At 69.5% G+C, this 17,840-nt stretch carries 15 protein-coding genes; 9 read left to right on the top strand and 6 right to left on the bottom strand.

The features are described from left to right. Nucleotides 1-34 precede the first annotated feature (34 nt). The 4 genes from FJV46_RS12870 to FJV46_RS12855 are packed head-to-tail and all read right to left on the bottom strand — an operon-like array spanning nt 35 to nt 4,102. On the bottom strand, nt 35-394 hold the full coding sequence (locus tag FJV46_RS12870; protein ID WP_087026980.1) for a non-heme iron oxygenase ferredoxin subunit: 360 nt from the start codon (nt 392-394) through the stop codon (nt 35-37). Beyond that, nucleotides 394-1,719 (bottom strand): Fe-S cluster assembly protein SufD, encoded by a 1,326-nt coding sequence (sufD, locus tag FJV46_RS12865; protein ID WP_087026981.1) that lies wholly within the window; start codon nt 1,717-1,719, stop codon nt 394-396. Before sufD ends, FJV46_RS12870 begins: the two co-directional genes overlap by 1 nt. Nucleotides 1,720-1,721: 2 nt before the next feature. After that, nucleotides 1,722-3,194: a Fe-S cluster assembly protein SufB gene (gene sufB, locus FJV46_RS12860; protein ID WP_087026983.1), complete on the bottom strand. Its 1,473-nt coding sequence runs from the start codon at nt 3,192-3,194 to the stop codon at nt 1,722-1,724. Next, a complete protein-coding gene (locus FJV46_RS12855; protein WP_087026985.1) occupies nt 3,194-4,102 on the bottom strand; it encodes a helix-turn-helix transcriptional regulator in 909 nt (302 codons plus the stop codon). The genes sufB and FJV46_RS12855 overlap by 1 nt, the downstream gene beginning before the upstream one ends. A 128-nt stretch (nt 4,103-4,230) precedes the next feature. Between FJV46_RS12855 and FJV46_RS12850 the strand changes: the two genes are divergently transcribed. From FJV46_RS12850 to FJV46_RS12840, 3 genes are read left to right on the top strand one after another with little or no spacing between them, the layout of a single operon-like run. Then, entirely contained in the window at nt 4,231-5,181 is a 951-nt protein-coding gene (locus FJV46_RS12850; RefSeq protein WP_232008641.1) for an ABC transporter ATP-binding protein, read from the top strand. Next, the gene (locus FJV46_RS12845; RefSeq protein ID WP_087026987.1) at nt 5,178-6,002 is read left to right on the top strand and encodes an ABC transporter permease; all 825 of its coding nucleotides are present in this window, start codon (nt 5,178-5,180) and stop codon (nt 6,000-6,002) included. Before FJV46_RS12850 ends, FJV46_RS12845 begins: the two co-directional genes overlap by 4 nt. Nucleotides 6,003-6,006: 4 nt before the next feature. Continuing rightward, on the top strand, nt 6,007-6,978 hold the full coding sequence (locus FJV46_RS12840; RefSeq protein WP_087026989.1) for a COX15/CtaA family protein: 972 nt from the start codon (nt 6,007-6,009) through the stop codon (nt 6,976-6,978). Between the two features lie 118 nt (nt 6,979-7,096). Here FJV46_RS12840 and FJV46_RS12835 read toward each other — a convergent pair whose 3' ends face one another. Then, entirely contained in the window at nt 7,097-7,996 is a 900-nt protein-coding gene (locus FJV46_RS12835; RefSeq protein WP_087026991.1) for a dihydrodipicolinate synthase family protein, read from the bottom strand. A gap of 80 nt (nt 7,997-8,076) precedes the next feature. Beyond that, nucleotides 8,077-9,021 (bottom strand): heme o synthase, encoded by a 945-nt coding sequence (locus FJV46_RS12830; protein WP_087026993.1) that lies wholly within the window; start codon nt 9,019-9,021, stop codon nt 8,077-8,079. 451 nt (nt 9,022-9,472) lie between these two features. Between FJV46_RS12830 and tkt the strand changes: the two genes are divergently transcribed. The 6 genes from tkt (at nt 9,473) to pgl (ending at nt 17,816) form a co-directional block, all read left to right on the top strand. Further along, nucleotides 9,473-11,692, top strand: a complete 2,220-nt coding sequence (tkt, locus tag FJV46_RS12825) for a transketolase (RefSeq protein WP_087026995.1) — start codon at nt 9,473-9,475, stop codon at nt 11,690-11,692. Between the two features lie 67 nt (nt 11,693-11,759). Continuing rightward, complete coding sequence (gene tal, locus FJV46_RS12820) at nt 11,760-12,872, top strand: transaldolase (RefSeq protein ID WP_087026997.1); 1,113 nt, start codon at nt 11,760-11,762, stop codon at nt 12,870-12,872. Nucleotides 12,873-12,876: 4 nt separating this feature from the next. After that, nucleotides 12,877-14,523, top strand: coding sequence for a phosphoglucose isomerase-related protein (locus FJV46_RS12815; RefSeq protein WP_087026999.1), 1,647 nt, complete (start codon nt 12,877-12,879; stop codon nt 14,521-14,523). Between the two features lie 2 nt (nt 14,524-14,525). Continuing rightward, entirely contained in the window at nt 14,526-16,070 is a 1,545-nt protein-coding gene (zwf, locus tag FJV46_RS12810; RefSeq protein ID WP_087027001.1) for a glucose-6-phosphate dehydrogenase, read from the top strand. Continuing rightward, the gene (locus FJV46_RS12805; protein ID WP_087027003.1) at nt 16,067-17,011 is read left to right on the top strand and encodes a glucose-6-phosphate dehydrogenase assembly protein OpcA; all 945 of its coding nucleotides are present in this window, start codon (nt 16,067-16,069) and stop codon (nt 17,009-17,011) included. Before zwf ends, FJV46_RS12805 begins: the two co-directional genes overlap by 4 nt. Beyond that, complete coding sequence (gene pgl, locus FJV46_RS12800; RefSeq protein ID WP_087027005.1) at nt 17,001-17,816, top strand: 6-phosphogluconolactonase; 816 nt, start codon at nt 17,001-17,003, stop codon at nt 17,814-17,816. Before FJV46_RS12805 ends, pgl begins: the two co-directional genes overlap by 11 nt. Nucleotides 17,817-17,840: the final 24 nt, after the last annotated feature.

Raw genomic sequence — 17,840 nt, 5'->3', positions numbered from 1 at the left:
GCAGGATGAGTGCAGGAAGTGGGTGCGGGGCCCGTCAGCCGAACTGCGGCGCGGGCGCTCCGTTGGTGACCGTCGTGACGTCGACGTAGACGTTGCCCTCGTGGACCTCGAGTGCGAAGACCGGTACGGGTTCGTACGCCGGCAGCTGCAGCGGAGCCCCGCTGCGGAGATCGAACTGGGAGCCGTGCCCCCAGCACTCGATCGCGCACCCTTCGACGTCGCCCTCGGAGAGCGAGATGTCCGCATGGGAACAGGTGTCCCCCAGGGCGTGGATCTCCCCGTCCGAGTCACGCACGACGGCGACGGGGTAGTCGTCGATCAGGACGCGCAGCGCCTGCTTGACCTGGATGTCGTCGACACTGCAGATCAGCTCGCCGTTCGGTTCCGCAGCCATCAGAGGTTGCCCGCCGCGAGCTCGCGCTCGACGGACTCCGACAGGCGCTCCTCGAGGGACGGCACCTTGATCTGCTGGATGACCTCGTTCAGGAACCCGCGCACCACGAGACGGCGGGCCGCCTTCTCGGGGATGCCGCGCGCCATCAGGTAGAAGAGGTGCTCGTCGTCGAAACGGCCCGTGGCGCTGGCGTGGCCGGCACCCTCGATCAGGCCCGTCTCGATCTCCAGGTTCGGCACCGAGTCCGAGCGCGCGCCGTCCGTGAGGATCAGGTTGCGGTTGGTCTCGTAGGTGTCCGTACCCTCGGCGGCCTTGCGGATGAGGACGTCGCCCACCCAGACGGTGTGCGCGTCGTCGCCCTGCAGTGCCCCCTTGTAGGTGACCCGGGACTTGCAGTTGGGCACGGCGTGGTCCACGAGGAGGCGCTGCTCCAGGTGCTGGCCTGCATCCGCGAAGTACAGCCCGTACATCTCCACCTCGGCACCGGGCGCGGTGAAGATCGACGACGGCGTGAGGCGCACGAGGTCGCCGCCGAGGCTGACGACCACATGCTTGTAGCGGGCGTCGCGGCCCACCTTGGCCTGCTGCGAGGAGACGTGCACGGCGTCGTCGTCCCATTCCTGGACGCTGACGACCGTCAGTTCCGCGCCGTCGCCGACCACGATCTCGACGTTCTGCGCCAGCGTTGCCGAACCCTGGTGGTCGAGCACGACGACGGCCTTCGAGAAGGCCTTCGCCTCGATGAGGAGGTGCTGGGCTGCCGCCTCCGCGTGCGCTCCCCTGACGCTGACCATCACCTCGCCGTCGGCCACCGTCTCCTTCGGGATCGTGATCACCGTGGCGTCGCCGAAGGCGTTCCACGCTGCCGCGGACACGCGGTCCTCGGGGGTAGCCGAGGCACCCAGCCGGACGTCGTCGCGACCCACGGTCTCGACCGTGACATTGCCGGCACCCGTGACCTCGACGGCCGGTGCGGTACCGGAGAGTGCCTCGGTGTGCAGGCCGCGCAGCCGCTTCAACGGCGTGAAGCGCCAGTCCTCCTCGAGGCCCGTGAGGGTCGGGAAGTCCGCGATGTCGAAGGACCTGCGCCGCTCGCCTCGGGAGGCCTCCGGGATCACGGGCGCGTTGCCGTGGCTGTGCTTCTTGAAGCCCAGCTGCTCCGTGCCGTCGTCTCCTCCGGGGAGGCGCTCGCCTTCCTCGGTGAAGCCGTCGATCACGGCGCGTTCCCCGGAGGGAGCCCCGAGTCGGGCCTTCTCGTCGAGTTCGCCGAGCTCGCCGTCGAGAGGGGTGTCGGGTGATATTTCCGTGTGGGTGGTCTCAGCCATTGCTAGCCTACGGCCCCTTCCATCTGCAGTTCGATCAGGCGGTTCAGCTCGAGGGCGTACTCCATGGGCAGTTCACGCGCGATCGGCTCGATGAAGCCGCGCACGATCATGGCCATGGCCTCGTCCTCGGGCAGGCCGCGGGACATCAGGTAGAACAGCTGCTCCTCGCTGACGCGGGAGACCGTCGCCTCGTGTCCCATGGTGACGTCGTCCTCGCGGATGTCCACGTACGGGTAGGTGTCCGAGCGCGAGATGGTGTCCACGAGCAGCGCGTCGCAGCGCACAGTGTTGGCCGAGTGCTTGGCACCGTCGCGGACCTGGACGAGCCCACGGTAGGCGGCACGACCACCACCGCGGGCCACGGACTTCGAGATGATGGAGGACTTCGTGTTCGGGGCGATGTGCACCATCTTCGACCCGGTGTCCTGGTGCTGCCCCTCGCCGGCGAAGGCGATGGAGAGCGTCTCACCCTTGGCGTGCTCGCCGACGAGGTACACGGCCGGGTACTTCATGGTGACCTTCGACCCGATGTTGCCGTCGATCCACTCCATGGTGGCGCCCTCGTGGGCGATGGCCCGCTTGGTGACGAGGTTGTACACGTTGTTCGACCAGTTCTGGATGGTGGTGTAGCGGACGCGTGCGCCCTTCTTCACCACGATCTCGACGACGGCCGAGTGCAGGGAGTCCGAGGTGTAGATCGGGGCCGTGCAGCCCTCGATGTAGTGCACGTAGGAATCCTCGTCCGCGATGATGAGCGTGCGCTCGAACTGGCCCATGTTCTCCGTGTTGATGCGGAAATAGGCCTGGAGCGGGATCTCGACGTGGACGCCCTTCGGGACGTAGACGAAGGAGCCGCCGGACCAGACGGCCGTGTTCAGCGACGCGAACTTGTTGTCGCCGACCGGGATGATGGTGCCAAAGTACTCCTTGAAGATCTCCGGATGCTCGCGCAGCGCGGTGTCCGTGTCGAGGAAGAGGACGCCCTGGCGCTCGAGGTCCTCGCGCAGCTGGTGGTACACCACCTCGGACTCGTACTGGGCGGCGACGCCGGAGACGAGACGGGCGCGCTCCGCCTCGGGGATGCCGAGCTTCTCGTAGGTGTTGCGGATGTCCTCGGGGAGGTCCTCCCACGTGTTGGCCTGCTTCTCCGTGGAGCGCACGAAGTACTTGATGTTGTCGAAGTCGATGCCGGAGAGATCTGCACCCCACGCCGGCATGGGCTTGCGGTCGAAGTACTTGAGGCCCTTCAGGCGGAGATCGAGCATCCATTCGGGCTCGTTCTTCTTCGCGGAGATGTCGCGGACGACTTCCTCGCTCAGGCCACGGCGGGCGTTGTCGCTCGCCTCGTTCTTGTCGGCCCAGCCGTACTGGTAGGTACCGATGCCCTCGAGCTCCGGGTTTTTCTCCAGGATGTCGCTGATCACCGACTCCGGCACTGCCGACGCGGCTGGCTTGCGGTCTACTTGATCCGTCATCACGGCCTTCCTTGCTGATGGATAGAAGAGGTTGCTGGATGGCTGGGCGGTGCGACACCCGGCGGAGCCGCAGGAGCGGCGTCACCGGGAGCGTCCGGGGTGACCGGTGCGGCTGGTGCCGCCGTCGTCCGTCCCAGGGGAATGTGGGTGGTGCAGACGTGCCCGCCGGCTGCCAGCGTGGAGAGGCGCCTGACGTCGACGCCGAGCAACCGCGAGAAGACTCGGGTCTCCTGCTCGCAGAAGGCGGGGAAGGCCGACGCCAGCTCCTGGATGGGACAGTGCCCCTGGCACAGCTGGACGCTCAGCATGACCGGCCGGCCGGGCTGCGCCTGCACGGAGGGGAAGGGGGACGCGACCGGGGTGTGCAGAGGCCGGGGAGCACGGGGTGGGCGTGGGCCGACGGTCTTCGTCGACCCGACGAAGCCATCGGCGCTGAGTGCGGCTGCAAGGGCCCCCGCCCGATCCTCGAGTTCCGGGCCTGCCGCCTCGACGATCGGCCGGTAGCGCTCCTCCATGCCGGAGAATCGCGTCCGCGCGAATTCCTCGATGGCTGCGGGACCCGCTGCCTCGCCGAGCTGTACCAGCGCCGCGGTGGCGATGTCGAGGTAGTCGTTGCCCATCCTGGCCTGCCCGCGCTGGCTCAGGACATAGCGTCTAGCCGGCCGGCCCGCTCCCGCGGCGGAGCTGCGCGCGCGCTTGACCTCGATGAGACCGTCGCCGGAGAGCGCGTCGAGGTGCCGCCGCATCGCCGCGGGAGTGAAACCGAGCGTGTCCCCGAGTTCGGCCGCGCTCACCGGTCCCCGCTCGAGCACTGCGGCGAGGACGCGGTCCCGCGTCCGCTCGTCAGGATCGGGTGAGACGATCTGCGCCGTACGGTCGGGAGTGGCTGGGCGGGGGGAAACGCTCACTGTCCACTCCTCACGTCGGTCACCAAATACACAACACAATCATGACCTAATGTATTCCGCCCCACCACTTAGGCGAGGCTACCCATCGGGGCCGCCCCAGTGACTACTACCTGGCGTAGAATAAGAGTGTGTCGCCCACTGCCCCCGCCCTCGAGATCGACGGCCTGATCAAGGACTTCGGTCCCGTCGGAGCCCTCGACGGCCGCATGGTCCGCGTGCTCGACGGCGTCGGGCTGCGAGCGTCGCACGGCGCGGTCACGGTGCTCCTCGGCGCCAACGGCGCCGGGAAGACCACCACGCTCGAATGCGCCCAGGGCCTGCAGCGGGCGGACGGCGGTACGGTACGCCTCCTGGGCGAGGACCCCTCCCGCGCGTCTCCGCAGCTCCGTGCCCGGGTCGGCGTGATGCTGCAGGACGGCGGGCTTCCGCCGTCGGTCAGGCCCCTGGCCCTCCTGCGCCACGTCGCGTCCATGTACAGCTCGCCGCTGCCGGTCGGGGCCCTCGCCGAGCGGCTGGGGATCGACGACTTCGGCGCGGTCTCCATCCGCAGGCTGTCCGGAGGCCAGAAGCAGCGACTCGCGCTCGCCTGCGCGCTCGTGGGACGCCCCGAGGTCGTGTTCCTCGACGAACCGAGCGCGGGCCTCGACCCACAGTCCCGCACCATCGTGTTCGACCTCATCCGCGAGCTGCGCGCGGACGGGCTCGCGGTCATCCTGACCACCCACCTCCTCGACGACGCCCAGCGACTCGCCGACTACGTCTACATCATCGAGGGTGGGCGCACCGTCGCCGAGGGCACCGTCGCGGAGCTGACGGCCGAGACGGACGCCGACGGCGTGCGCGAACTCCGCTTCGAGACCCTCCCCGGCCTCACGCTCCCACCAGATCTCCTGCCGCATCTCCACCAGCTCGAGGCCGAACCCGGCCACTACGTCCTCCGCGGCGTCCTGACGGCGAACGACGTGGCCCGGCTGGCAACGTGGTGGACGGACTGCGGTGTCATGCCGAGCACCATCGCCCTGGCGCCCCGCTCACTGGAGGACGTCTTCCTCGACATCTCGGGACGGAGCATCCGATGACGGCTGATCCGGCAACGCCCGGGGCGCCCGGCACCTCCGCGTCGGTGGCGCCGCACGCCGCAGGGAGCGGCCCGGCGACGGACGCCGCGGCGTCCCTCGCCGCCCGGGTCCTGCGGCACGGCAGGTACGAGGCCCTGGCCATGCTGCGCAACGGCGAGCAGCTGGTCCTCGCGATCGTCCTGCCGCTGCTCGCCCTCGTGGCCCTCGTCATCACTCCCCTGCTGGACGGCTTCGGCCCCAGCCGGATCGATGTCGCAGCACCCGGCGTCCTCGCCCTCTGCACCATGTCCACCGCCTTCACCGGGCAGGGGATCGCCACCGGCTTCGACCGACGCTACGGTGTGCTCCGGTTTCTCTCCACGACGCCCCTGGGCCGCTCCGGACTGATCCTCGGCAAAGCCGTCGCCGTCGCCGGGGTCCTCGGGGTCCAGCTCGTGGTGATCGGAGGCACCGCCGTGCTCCTGGGCTGGGAGCCGCGGACCGTCGGAATCCCGGGTGCGGCACTCCTGCTGCTCGTGGGGTCCGCGGCCTTCACCGCGCTGGGCCTCCTCGTGGCGGGCACCCTCCGCCCCGAGGCCACTCTGGCCGTCACCAACCTGGTGTGGATCCTCCTCGCCGCGGCCGGTGGCGTCATCCTCCCGGCGTCCGCACTTCCCGCCGCCGTCGAGCCGTTCGTCGCCGTCCTGCCGTCCGCCGCCCTGGGCGACGGACTGCGGAGCGCCCTTGTGGACGGCTCCCTCGATCCCGTCGCGTGCCTGGTGCTCCTCGCCTGGGCCACTGTCGCCAGTCTGGCCGCCATCCGCTGGTTCAAATGGAGCTGAAGTCATGACCTTTCCGCTGACCACCCGCCTGATGCAGGGCCTGCCCCGGGACACCACCCCGCTGGTCCGGCGCCTCGCCGTCGCGTCGCTCGTCTCGCAGATCGCGATCGTCGTCACCGGCGGTGCCGTGCGCCTGACGGCCTCCGGCCTCGGGTGTCCGGAGTGGCCGCGCTGCACGGCCGACTCGATCGTCACCACCCCGGAGATGGGCTTCCACGGGGTGATCGAGTTCGGGAACAGGCTGCTGACCTTCGTGCTCGTCATCATCGCCGTCGCCATGATCGTGTCCCTGCTCCGCCTGCGCCGCGGGCGGAAGGACCTGTTCCGGTTGTCGATCGGCCTGTTCCTGGGCATCCCGGCGCAGGCCGTGATCGGCGGCATCACCGTCTGGACCGGCCTCAACCCCTGGATCGTGGGACTGCACTTCATCGTCTCGATGGTCCTTGTGGCGCTGGCGACCGTCCTCGTCAACCGTGCCCGCCTGAGTGCGGCGCAGCACGCGCTCGGGCGTGCACCGGCCGCACCTCCGCTCCTCCGGCAGCTGCTCGTCACCTCCACGGTGCTGACCTCGATCGCGATCGTCCTCGGCGTGGTCGTGACGGGCTCCGGGCCGCACGCGGGCGATCACGGCGCCGCCCGCAACGGGCTGGACTCCGACCTCGTGACGCGGTTCCATGCGCTCCCGGTCTACCTGCTGGTCGCCACGGTCGCCCTCGCCCTCGTGGTCGTGTGGCGTTCGGGGGTCCACGCGAAACTCCGGAAGGCCCTCGTACTACTGGGCGCCGTAGTGCTGGTCCAGGGCGTCATCGGCTACACCCAGCACTTCCTGCACCTGCCCGTCGCACTCGTGGCCCTCCACATGCTCGGGGCGTCCCTGCTCATGGCCGCTGCGGTGCACGCCCAGTACACGGGAACCACACAGCGGACATTGCCCGGCACGACGCTCGATTCGAGGGTCCCGCAGACCGTCGCCTGACCCTCCTCGGTTGCCCTCCCCCGCATCGTTGCCCGGGCGGCGTTCGTGGGTAGTCCGGCGTTCATCGAGACTGTTCCGTCCGCCGGCAGCCCCTCGACCATCCCCGGCCGCGTGCGCCTCAGTCGTCGCCGAAGGTCGACTCGAGCACGTCCAGGAGCCGGCCGAGCTCGCGCAGTTCGGACCCGGGGCTGGGTAGCAGCGGGGGCCGCGGGTCGCCCGCGGCGATGCCGCAGGCCCGTGCCAGCAGGTGTAGGCCGCTGATCTTCCGAAGCCCGGCGACGTGGTCGACCAGAGGCGCCAGGACCTGGCGGACACGCTCCGTCTCCTGCCGGTCGCCCGCCACGACGGCGGACCTCAGGCGGGCGTAGTAGGCGGGGAGCAGTGCCGCCGGGCCGCTGTGCCAGGCATCCGCCCCGACCTCGCCCGTCATCATCAGCGCGTCCCCGCTGACACCGTGGCTGAAGCCCGCAGGCACGAGACCCGCCAGCTCGTCGTGGCGGGCGTTGAAGGTGGCCGCGTCGGGAGCCGTGTCCTTGAAGGCCACCACGCGGGGCACGGTTGCGAGTTCGGCGACCACGGGGAGGGAGTAGTCGAACTGGGTGGTACCGGGGTTGTTGTACAGGCAGACGGGCAGACCGGACTCGGCGCAGACGGCACGGACCTGGGCCATCACCTCGTCATCCGTGAGCGGGACATAGGAGACGGGCGAGAGGACGAGGCCAGCGGCACCCGCCGCCTCGGCGTCGACCGCGGCCTCCAGAACCTCGCGCGTACCCACCGCGCTGATGCCCACCGCGACCGGGACGCGCCCCGCGACCGTCTCGATCGCGGTCCTCGCGACGAGTCGCCGTTCCGCCCGGTCGAGGTAGGCGAAGCTTCCGGAGGATCCGAGGACGGTCAGCCCGTCGACCCCCGTCGGGACCAGTGCGTCGACGAGGCCGCGGAGTTCCTGGACGGCGACCGAGCCGTCGTCGAGGAAGGGGGTGATGGGGTAGGCGATCAGGCCGGTGAAGTCCATGCCTGCCAGCCTAGGGGCTCGCCCCTGTGTGCGCCCGCTACCGCCGCGACCGACGGACCCGCCGGCTGGGTGGGGCGGTGTCAGGAAAGGACGGCACTTCCGACGAACGGATCGACGGCCAGGGCGAGGAACAGCACCGTGAGGTAGCTGATGGAACCGTGGAAGACCTTCATCGCGGCCCTGTTGCTCAGCTCGCCGCGCTGCGCCAGCGCGTAGAGGCGGTGCGATTCGCGGATGAACCACGCCCCGCCCAGGAGAGCCGCGACGGAGTAGACCCAGCCGGCTCCGGCCGGGACGAGCAGCAGCGAACAGGCCACCATCGCCCAGGCGTAGAGGACCACCTGGACCGAGACGACCCGTGCACCGGCGATGGCCCCCAGCATCGGGACACGGGCGGCGTTGTAGTCATCGCTGTACTTCATCGACAGCGGCCAGTAGTGCGGCGGGGTCCAAAGGAAGATGATGAGGAACAGGACGACCGCGGGCCAGTCGACCGATCCGGTGACGGCGGCCCAGGCGATGAGGACGGGCATGCACCCCGCGGCGCCGCCCCAGACGATGTTCTGCGACGTCCGGCGCTTGAGCACGAGGGTGTAGACGACGACATACAGGAAGATCGCGGCGACACCGAGCAGACCCGCGAGCGGATTGGCCCCGAACCAGAGGACGGCGATCGCGACGATGCCGAGGATCCAGGAGAACACCAGCGCCTCACGGGGGGAGACCTCACCCGTGACCAGCGGCCGGTTCTCCGTCCTGTGCATCAGTTTGTCGATGTCCCGGTCGATGTAGCAGTTGAAGGCACCGGCACTTCCGGCCGCCAGCGCTCCGCCGATCATGGTCGCGAGGATCAGTCCCAGCGAGGGGAACCCGCCCTGGGCGAAGATCATGGTGGGCAGCGTGGTCACCAGGAGAAGCTCGATCACACGCGGCTTGGTCAGGGCGAGATACGCCCTGGCTTTGCGGCCGAGACCCGGACGGGCCTGCGGGGAACGTGCCGGAGCAGGAGCCTGCTGGGTCTTCACAAGGCAACACTTTCGTTTCTTCCGGAGTAAAAGACAATCTTCATCATACCCTTTTACGCTCTGTAGAAATTGGGGCGGATATCGACGTCTCGCCGGACGCCGGGCGCTCCACGGACCCGTGGACGACGTCGTGTTCCCCGCGGGCGGCGGTGTGCAGCCTGCCCGCGGTGGCTGCGCGCGTGGGGCGGCGCGCGGCGTCGACCGCGCAACGCATCCGCGGCTACCCGGCCGCAACCGGAAAACGTGACGGACGACATTCTTCGTCTCCCTCGCGTCGAGCCTGCGGGAAAGGGATAGTGTGGTTTCGAAAGCCCGCTGAAGATGCATGCCCGGAATCCGGACCAAAGGATCCGGTGCACGTGCCGTCGTCGAGCGGAGCCTTATGTGCAGTATTCAACGGCGAACGGCCAGGCCGACGGCATGCCAACAGGTACGCCCCGTCATCAGCTGGATGGCCGTTCCGGACAGAGAGGGGCCCGGAAACGTGCCACAGACGCAAGAGCAGGAACTGACCTGGACAGAGCTCGACCAGAAGGCCGTGGACACCGTCCGTGTCCTCGCGGCCGACGCGGTGGAGAAGGTGGGCAACGGCCACCCCGGTACCGCGATGAGCCTGGCGCCCGCGGCGTATCTCCTCTTCCAGAAGCTGATGCGGCACGACCCCTCCGACCCTGAGTGGACCGGCCGCGACCGCTTCGTCCTCTCCCCCGGCCACACGTCGCTCACCCTGTACATCCAGCTCTACCTGTCGGGCTACGGGCTGGAACTCGACGATCTGAAGGCGCTGCGGACGTGGGGATCGCTCACGCCGGGGCACCCCGAGTACCGCCACACCAAGGGCGTGGAGATCACCACCGGACCCCTCGGCCAGGGTCTCGCGACGTCCGTCGGCTTCGCCTACGGCCAGCGGCGCCAGCGCGGCATGTTCGACGCCGACGCCCCCGCAGGCACCAGTCCGTTCGACCACACCATCTGGGTGATCGCCTCCGACGGCGACCTCCAGGAGGGCGTGACCGCGGAAGCGTCCTCGCTCGCGGGCCACCAGGAACTCGGCAACCTCGTGGTCATCTACGACCAGAACCACATCTCCATCGAGGACGACACCGACATCGCGTTCTCCGAGGATGTCCTCAAGCGCTACGAGGCGTACGGCTGGCACGTCCAGCGCGTCGACTGGACGAAGACCGGCGAGTACGTGGAGGACGTCGCCGAGCTCTATTCCGCCCTGGTCGACGCCAAGAACGAGACCTCCAGGCCCTCGATCGTCGCGCTCCGCACCATCATCGGCTACCCGGCTCCCACCAAGCAGAACACGGGCAAGATCCACGGCTCGGCACTCGGCAAGGACGAGGTCGCGGCGGTCAAGGAAGCCCTGGGCTTCGACCCCGAGAAGCACTTCGACGTCGACCCCGAGGTGCTCGACCACGCCCGCGGTGTCGTGCAGCGCGGTTCCGACGCCCACGCCGAGTGGCAGAAGGGCTTCGACGCCTGGAAGTCCGGGCACGCGGACGAGGCGGCCCTGCTAGAGCGCATCCAGGCCCGTACCCTCCCCGAGGGCTGGGAATCGAGCCTGCCGAGCTTCGAGGCGGGCAAGGACGTCTCGACCCGCGCGGCGTCCGGCAAGGTCCTCACGGCGATCGGTCCCGTCCTCCCCGAACTCTGGGGCGGCAGCGCGGACCTCGCCGAGTCCAACAACACCACCATCGAGGGATCACCCTCCTTCATCCCGGAGAGCCGCCAGACGGACGCCTGGTCGGGCAACCCGTACGGTCGTGTCCTCCACTTCGGGATCCGCGAGCACGCCGCGGCGGCGATCGTCAACGGCATCGTGATGCACAGCAGCACGCGTGCCTTCTCGGGGACCTTCCTCATCTTCAGCGACTACCAGCGGCCGGCCGTCCGGCTCGGAGCGCTCATGGGCGTTCCCGCGATCTACGTGTGGACGCACGATTCCATCGGCCTCGGCGAGGACGGCCCCACCCACCAGCCCGTGGAGCAGCTCTCCTCGCTGCGCACCATCCCCGGACTCGACGTCGTGCGCCCCGGTGACGCGAACGAGGTCGCCATCGCATGGCGCACCATCCTCGAGAACACCGCCAACCCGGCCGGCATCGTCCTGACGCGCCAGAACATCCCGACCTACCAGCGGGGCGACGGCGCGGCCTCGGGCGAGACGTTCGGCTCGGCCGAGGGCGTGGCCAAGGGCGGGTACGTCCTCGCCGAAGCGAAGAGCGGCACTCCCGACGTGATCCTGATCGGCACGGGCTCCGAGGTCCAGCTCGCCGTCGAGGCTCGCGAGCAGCTCGAGTCGGAAGGTATCTCGGCGCGCGTCGTCTCGATGCCGTGCCTCGAATGGTTCAACGCCCAGGACGCCTCCTACCGTGACAGTGTGCTGCCGCGCACCGTGCGTGCCCGGGTCTCCGTCGAAGCAGGTGTCTCGCAGAGCTGGCACGGCCTGATCGGGGACGCCGGACGAAGCGTCTCCCTCGAGCACTTCGGGGCCTCCGCCGACTACAAGACGCTCTACCGCGAGTTCGGCATCACGACCGACGCCGTCGTCGCGGCCGCGAAGGACTCCCTCGAGGCCGCCGCAGCCGATCCGCTGGCGCCCAACGGCACCGCTGCCATGGCGTCCGGCCACCAGGCTACCGAGACCGGCGACCAGCAGTAGCCTGCACTCCCGCCCCCACACCAGCACCCACCAGCACTCATCCGCAGCAGCGGACAAGGAGCACATCATGACTACAACACCCACCGCCGATCTCTCGGCCGCCGGCGTCTCCATCTGGCTCGACGACCTCTCGCGGGAACTCCTCAACTCGGGAGGCTTCAAGCACCTCATCGAGGACTTGAACGTCGTCGGCGTGACCACGAACCCGAGCATCTTCGCCGCCGCCCTGAAGAACGGCGACTCGTACGCGACGCAGGTCGGTGCCCTCGCCGAGTCCGGCGCCGACGTCGACCAGGCGGTCTTCGACATCACGACCCACGACGTCGCCCAGGCCTGCGACCTCTTCGCCGAGGAGGCCAAGCGCACCGGCGGAGCCGACGGCCGGGTGTCCATCGAGGTGGACCCCCGCCTGTCCCGCGACACGGCGGGCACCATCGCGGAGGCCAAGCGCCTGCACGCCAAGGTGCAGCGGACCAACGTGCTCATCAAGATCCCCGCGACGGTCGAGGGCCTGGAGGCCATCTCCGAGACCCTCGCTGCCGGAATCAGCGTCAACGTCACCCTGATCTTCTCGCTCGAGCGCTACCGTGCAGTGATCAACGCCTTCATGATCGGGCTGGAGCAGGCGAAGGAGAACGGGCACGACCTCGCCAAGATCCAGTCGGTGGCGTCCTTCTTCGTCTCGCGCGTCGACGCGGAGATCGACGCGCGGCTCGACGCCATCGGCACCCAGGAGGCGACCGCGCTCAAGGGCAAGGCGGGTCTCGCCAACGCACGCCTCGCCTACCAGGTCTTCCAGGAGCAGTTCTCCTCGGAGCGGTGGCAGGTCCTCGAGGCGGCCGGGGCCCATGCCCAGCGTCCCCTCTGGGCCTCGACGGGCGTCAAGGATCCGAACCTGCCGGACACGCTCTACGTGGTAGGCCTCGTGGCGGGGAATGTCGTGAACACGATGCCGGAGAAGACGCTCGACGCCATGGCCGACCACGGCGTGGTCGAGGGCGACACCATCACCGGCGCCTACGACGAGTCCAACGAGGTCCTCGACAAGCTGGACGCCGTCGGGGTGTCCTACCAGGAGGTCGTCGACAAGCTGGAGACGGAGGGCCTCGACAAGTTCGTGGCCAGCTGGTCGGAGCTCCTCGAGACCGTCCAGACCGCCCTCGACGCAGCGAAGGGCTGATCCCATGGGCTCCTTCGCTCTGACCGCGTCCGGTGCGGCACTCGCCGCAGTCGACTCCGCAGTACCCGTACTCGTCGCCGATCGGTTCGCCTCGCGGCTCATGGCGAAGGACGCCACCCTGTGGGGTGCGGACGCCGAAGCCGAGGCCTCGATCAGGCTCGGCTGGCTCGACCTCTTCGAGGCCTCCCGCGCCCTCCTGCCGGAGATCGCCGGCCTGCGCGCGGACCTGAACGCCGAGGGCGTCGACCGCATCGTCTTGTGCGGCATGGGCGGCTCGTCGCTCGCGCCCGAGGTCATCACGCGGGAGGCCGGCGTGGAGCTGGTCGTCCTCGACGCCACCGACCCGCAGCAGGTGAGGTCCGCTCTCGAGGCGGACCTGCAGCGCACGGCCATCGTGGTCTCGTCGAAGTCCGGCTCCACGGTGGAGACCGATTCCCAGCGCCGCGTCTTCGAACAGGCCTTCACGGACGCGGGGATCGACGCGGCGTCCCGCATCGTCATCGTGACCGATCCGGGCTCACCCCTGGAAGAGGCCTCGAGGGCTGCCGGATACCGCAGGATCTTCACCGCGGACCCGGGCGTGGGTGGGCGCTACTCCGCCCTGACCGCCTTCGGCCTCGTTCCGTCCGGGCTCGCCGGCGCGGACATCGAGACGCTCCTGAACGACGCCGAGGACAGCGCCGAGTTCCTGGGCGACGACGACTCCGGCAACGTGGGGCTGCAGCTGGGGGCGGTCCTCGGCGGGACCGCACCGCTGCGCGACAAGATCGTGTTCGCCGACGCGGGATCCGGGCTTCCGGGATTCGCAGACTGGGCGGAACAGCTCATCGCGGAGTCCACCGGCAAACTCGGAACGGGCCTCCTCCCCGTCGTCGCGTCGACCGATGCCCCCGAGCTGGCCGACGTGGCCGACGACGTGCTCCCGGTGATCCTCGCCCCGTTCGACGAGGCACCGAGCGAGGAGTCGACCACGGGGACGCGGGTAACCGTCAGCGGGAGTCTCGGCAGCCAGATGTTCGTCTGGGAGTACGCGGTGACCGTGGCCGGCCGGCTGCTGGGCATCAACCCGTTCGACCAGCCCGATGTCGAGGCCGCGAAGAAGGCCGCCCGCGGCATGCTCGACGCCCAGCCCGAGCCCACCCCCGCCGCTTTCACGGACGGCGCCATCGAGGTACGGGGCGACGACGACCTGCTCGGCTCCTCGACGACGGTCCGCGACGCCCTCGAAGCACTGCTGGCCGCGATCCCGGCCACCGGGTACCTGTCCGTCCAGGCGTACCTGGACCGCCACGCACAGGCGGCGCTCGAGGGCGTCCGCGCGCCGCTCGCCGCAGCGACGGGCAGGCCCGTGACCTTCGGCTGGGGACCGCGGTTCCTGCACTCCACCGGCCAGTACCACAAGGGCGGCTCCCCCATCGGCGCCTACCTGCAGCTCACCGGCGCCAGCAGTACCGATCTCGCGATCCCGGACCGCCCCTTCACCTTCGGGGAACTCATCGCTGCGCAGGCGGCCGGCGACGCCCAGGTCCTCGGTGATCACGGTCGGCCGGTACTCCGCCTGCACCTCGCCGATCGGGCCGCAGGCGTCGCCCAACTGACGGACGTCGTCGCCTCCCTCGCTGCCGGCGACACCCGGCGCGGGAACGGCTGAGGATGGCTGACACAACGGCGACGCGGGGGGCCAACCCCCTGCGCGACACCCGCGACAGGCGGCTCAGCCGGATTGCCGGCCCCTCGTCCCTGGTCCTGTTCGGGGTCACCGGGGACCTGGCACGCAAGAAGCTGATGCCCGCCATCTACGACCTCGCGAACCGCGGGCTCCTCCCGCCGAGCTTCGGCCTGGTCGGCTTCGGCCGTCGGGACTGGAGCAACGAGGACTTCGTCGAGCAGGTCCGCGACTCGGTGACACAGCACGCGCGGACGCCGTTCAACGAGACCGTGTGGGAACAGCTGTCGGCCGGGATCCGCTTCGTCCAGGGTGAATTCGACGACGACGACGCCTTCAAGAACCTGAAGGAGTGCATCGAGGAACTCGACACGAATCGGGGAACTCGGGGCAACCACGCGTTCTATCTCTCCATCCCGCCGAACGCGTTCGAGGCGGTGTGCCAGAAGCTGTCGGAGCACGGCCTGGCGCAGCCCGAGGACGGCCAGTGGCGACGCGTCGTGATCGAGAAGCCCTTCGGCCACGATCTCGCCTCGGCACGCGAGCTCAACAGCATCGTGGAGGAGGTCTTCCCACCCGACGCCGTGTTCCGCATCGACCACTACCTCGGCAAGGAGACGGTCCAGAACATCCTGGCCCTGCGCTTCGCCAACCAGCTGTTCGAGCCTCTGTGGAACGCCAACTACGTGGACCACGTGCAGATCACCATGGCGGAGGACATCGGGATCGGCAGTCGGGCAGGGTACTACGACGGCGTGGGCGCGGCCCGTGACGTCATCCAGAACCACCTGCTGCAGCTCCTGGCGCTCACGGCCATGGAGGAGCCCATCTCCTTCGACGCCGACCACCTCCGGTCGGAGAAGGAGAAGGTCCTCGCGGCTGTCACGCTGCCGAGCGATCTCTCCGGTCGCTCCGCCCGCGGACAGTACGAGGCCGGCTGGCAGGGTGGTGAGCGGGTCAACGGGTTCCTCGAGGAGGACGGCATCCCCGACGACTCGACGACCGAGAGTTTCGCGGCGCTACGCCTCGACATCAACACGCGCCGCTGGTCCGGCGTCCCCTTCTATCTGCGGGCGGGCAAGCGCCTGGGCCGCAGGGTCACGGAGATCGCCGTCGTCTTCAAGCGCGCGCCGAACCTGCTGTTCCGTGACCACAACGAGGAGGACTTCGGCCAGAACGCCGTCGTGATCCGTGTGCAGCCGGACGAAGGCGTGACGATCCGGTTCGGGTCGAAGGTGCCTGGCACGCAGACCGAGGTCCGCGACGTCACCATGGACTTCGGGTACGGCCATTCCTTCACCGAGTCCAGCCCCGAAGCCTACGAGCGCCTCATCCTCGACGTGCTCCTCGGCGAGCCGCCCCTGTTCCCGCGGCAGGAGGAGGTGGAGCTGTCCTGGAAGATCCTCGACCCGTTCGAGGAGCACTGGGCCACCCTCGAGGGCCAGCCGGAGCCCTACGTCCCGGGCAGCTGGGGCCCGTCATCCGCCGACGCGCTGCTCGCAGCCGATGGACGCACCTGGAGAAGGCCATGATCGTCGACCTGCCCGACACCACCACCTCCAAGGTGTCCAAGGAACTGATGTCCATGCGTGAGCGCGGCGGCGTCGTCGCTCTCGGCCGGGTGCTGACACTCGTCGTGATCACCCGCTCGGGGTTCGAGGAGGAGGCCATCGACGCGGCGAACGAGGCGAGCCGGGAGCACCCCTGCCGCATCATCGTCTTGGCCGAGGGATCGGCCGACGGGTCCACGCGGCTCGACGGACAGATCCGCGTGGGCGGGGACGCCGGCGCGTCGGAGGTGATCGTCCTGCGGGGGTACGGCGAGCTGGCGGACGAGAGTGAATCGCTCGTGTCCGCTCTCCTCCTGCCGGATGCCCCGATCGTCGCGTGGTGGCCCCACGGGGTCCCGGACGCCGCGGCCCAGACGTCGATCGGCGGGATCGCGCACCGCCGCATCACCGACTCGGCCAACGAGGAGGATCCCACGGCGGCGCTCTTCAACATCCGGCGCACCTACACGGCCGGCGACACCGATCTGGCCTGGACCCGGCTCACGAACTGGCGCATCCAGCTGGCAGCCGTGCTGGACCAGGTGGAGGGCGACCAGCCCGTCACCGCCGTCACGGTCGAGGGTGCGTCCGATTCACCGAGCACGGTGCTGCTCGCTGCCTGGCTGACCCTGGCACTCGACGCCCCGGTCACCAACGTCGCGGGACCGGCCGGAACCGGCCTGAAACGCGTGCGCCTGACACGGAGCGGTGGCGACATCGAACTGCACCGCCCCGACCAGGACGTCGCCGAGCTCTACCAGCCGGACCAGCCCGTCCAGCGCATCTCGCTCCCCCGACGCGGATTGCGCGACTGCCTCGCGGAGGAACTGCGGCGGCTGGACCCGGACGAGGTCTTCGGCGAAGTCATCACGGAGGGCCTTGCCCGGACCAACCTGAGGAGTGTGCGAACGAGTGACCGCTGAACCGAAAGTCAGCATCCATCCTTCCCAGACGTCGCTCGCGGCAGCCGTCGCGGCACGTCTGATCACGCGGCTCGTGGACGTGCAGAGCGATCGCGGCACGGCCACGGTCGTCCTGACGGGTGGGTCCATCGGGACGGCAGCCCTGCAGGCGGTCGCCGAATCCCCGGCGCACACCGCGGTGGACTGGAGCAACGTGCATGTCTGGTGGGGGGACGAACGCTTCCTCGCCGGGGACGATCCGGAGCGCAACGCCGTCCAGGCACGCGCCGCCCTGCTCGATCGGGTCGGGGCGGATCGGACGAAGGTGCACGAGTTCGGCTCGACCGATGCGTTCTCCGACGAGAACGCCGCAGCGGTGGACTACGCGGAGCAGCTAGCGGCCCAGGCCCGGGCGGAAGCCGAGGCGGATCCGGACACGGTTCTTCCCGATGCCCGGCTTCCACGCTTCGACGTCCTCCTGCTGGGCGTGGGGCCGGATGCGCACATCGCCTCGCTCTTCCCCGAGATGGCCGGTATCCGGACCCGCGATGCCACCACGGTGGGCGTCGCCGATGCTCCGAAGCCGCCGCCGCAGCGTGTGTCCCTGACCCTCGAGGCGATCAACACGGCGCAGGAGGTCTGGTTGTCCGTCAGCGGCAGTGACAAGGCCGGCGCCGTCGGGCTGGCCCTCGCGGGGGCGGGTCACGTCCAGGTACCGGCAGCCGGCGCGCGCGGACGGCGGAAGACCCTCTGGCTCATCGACCAGGACGCCGCCCAGCAACTGCCCGGTCGACTGATCGACCACGAGGACGAGCCCGTGGCCTGAACCGGCCGTCATACCGCTCGGCAC

Source organism: Arthrobacter agilis (assembly GCF_006494655.1).
GTDB lineage: Bacteria > Actinomycetota > Actinomycetes > Actinomycetales > Micrococcaceae > Arthrobacter_D > Arthrobacter_D agilis.
Note: the sequence above shows the minus strand (reverse complement) of the source record. Positions and strands in the feature narration are given on the sequence as shown.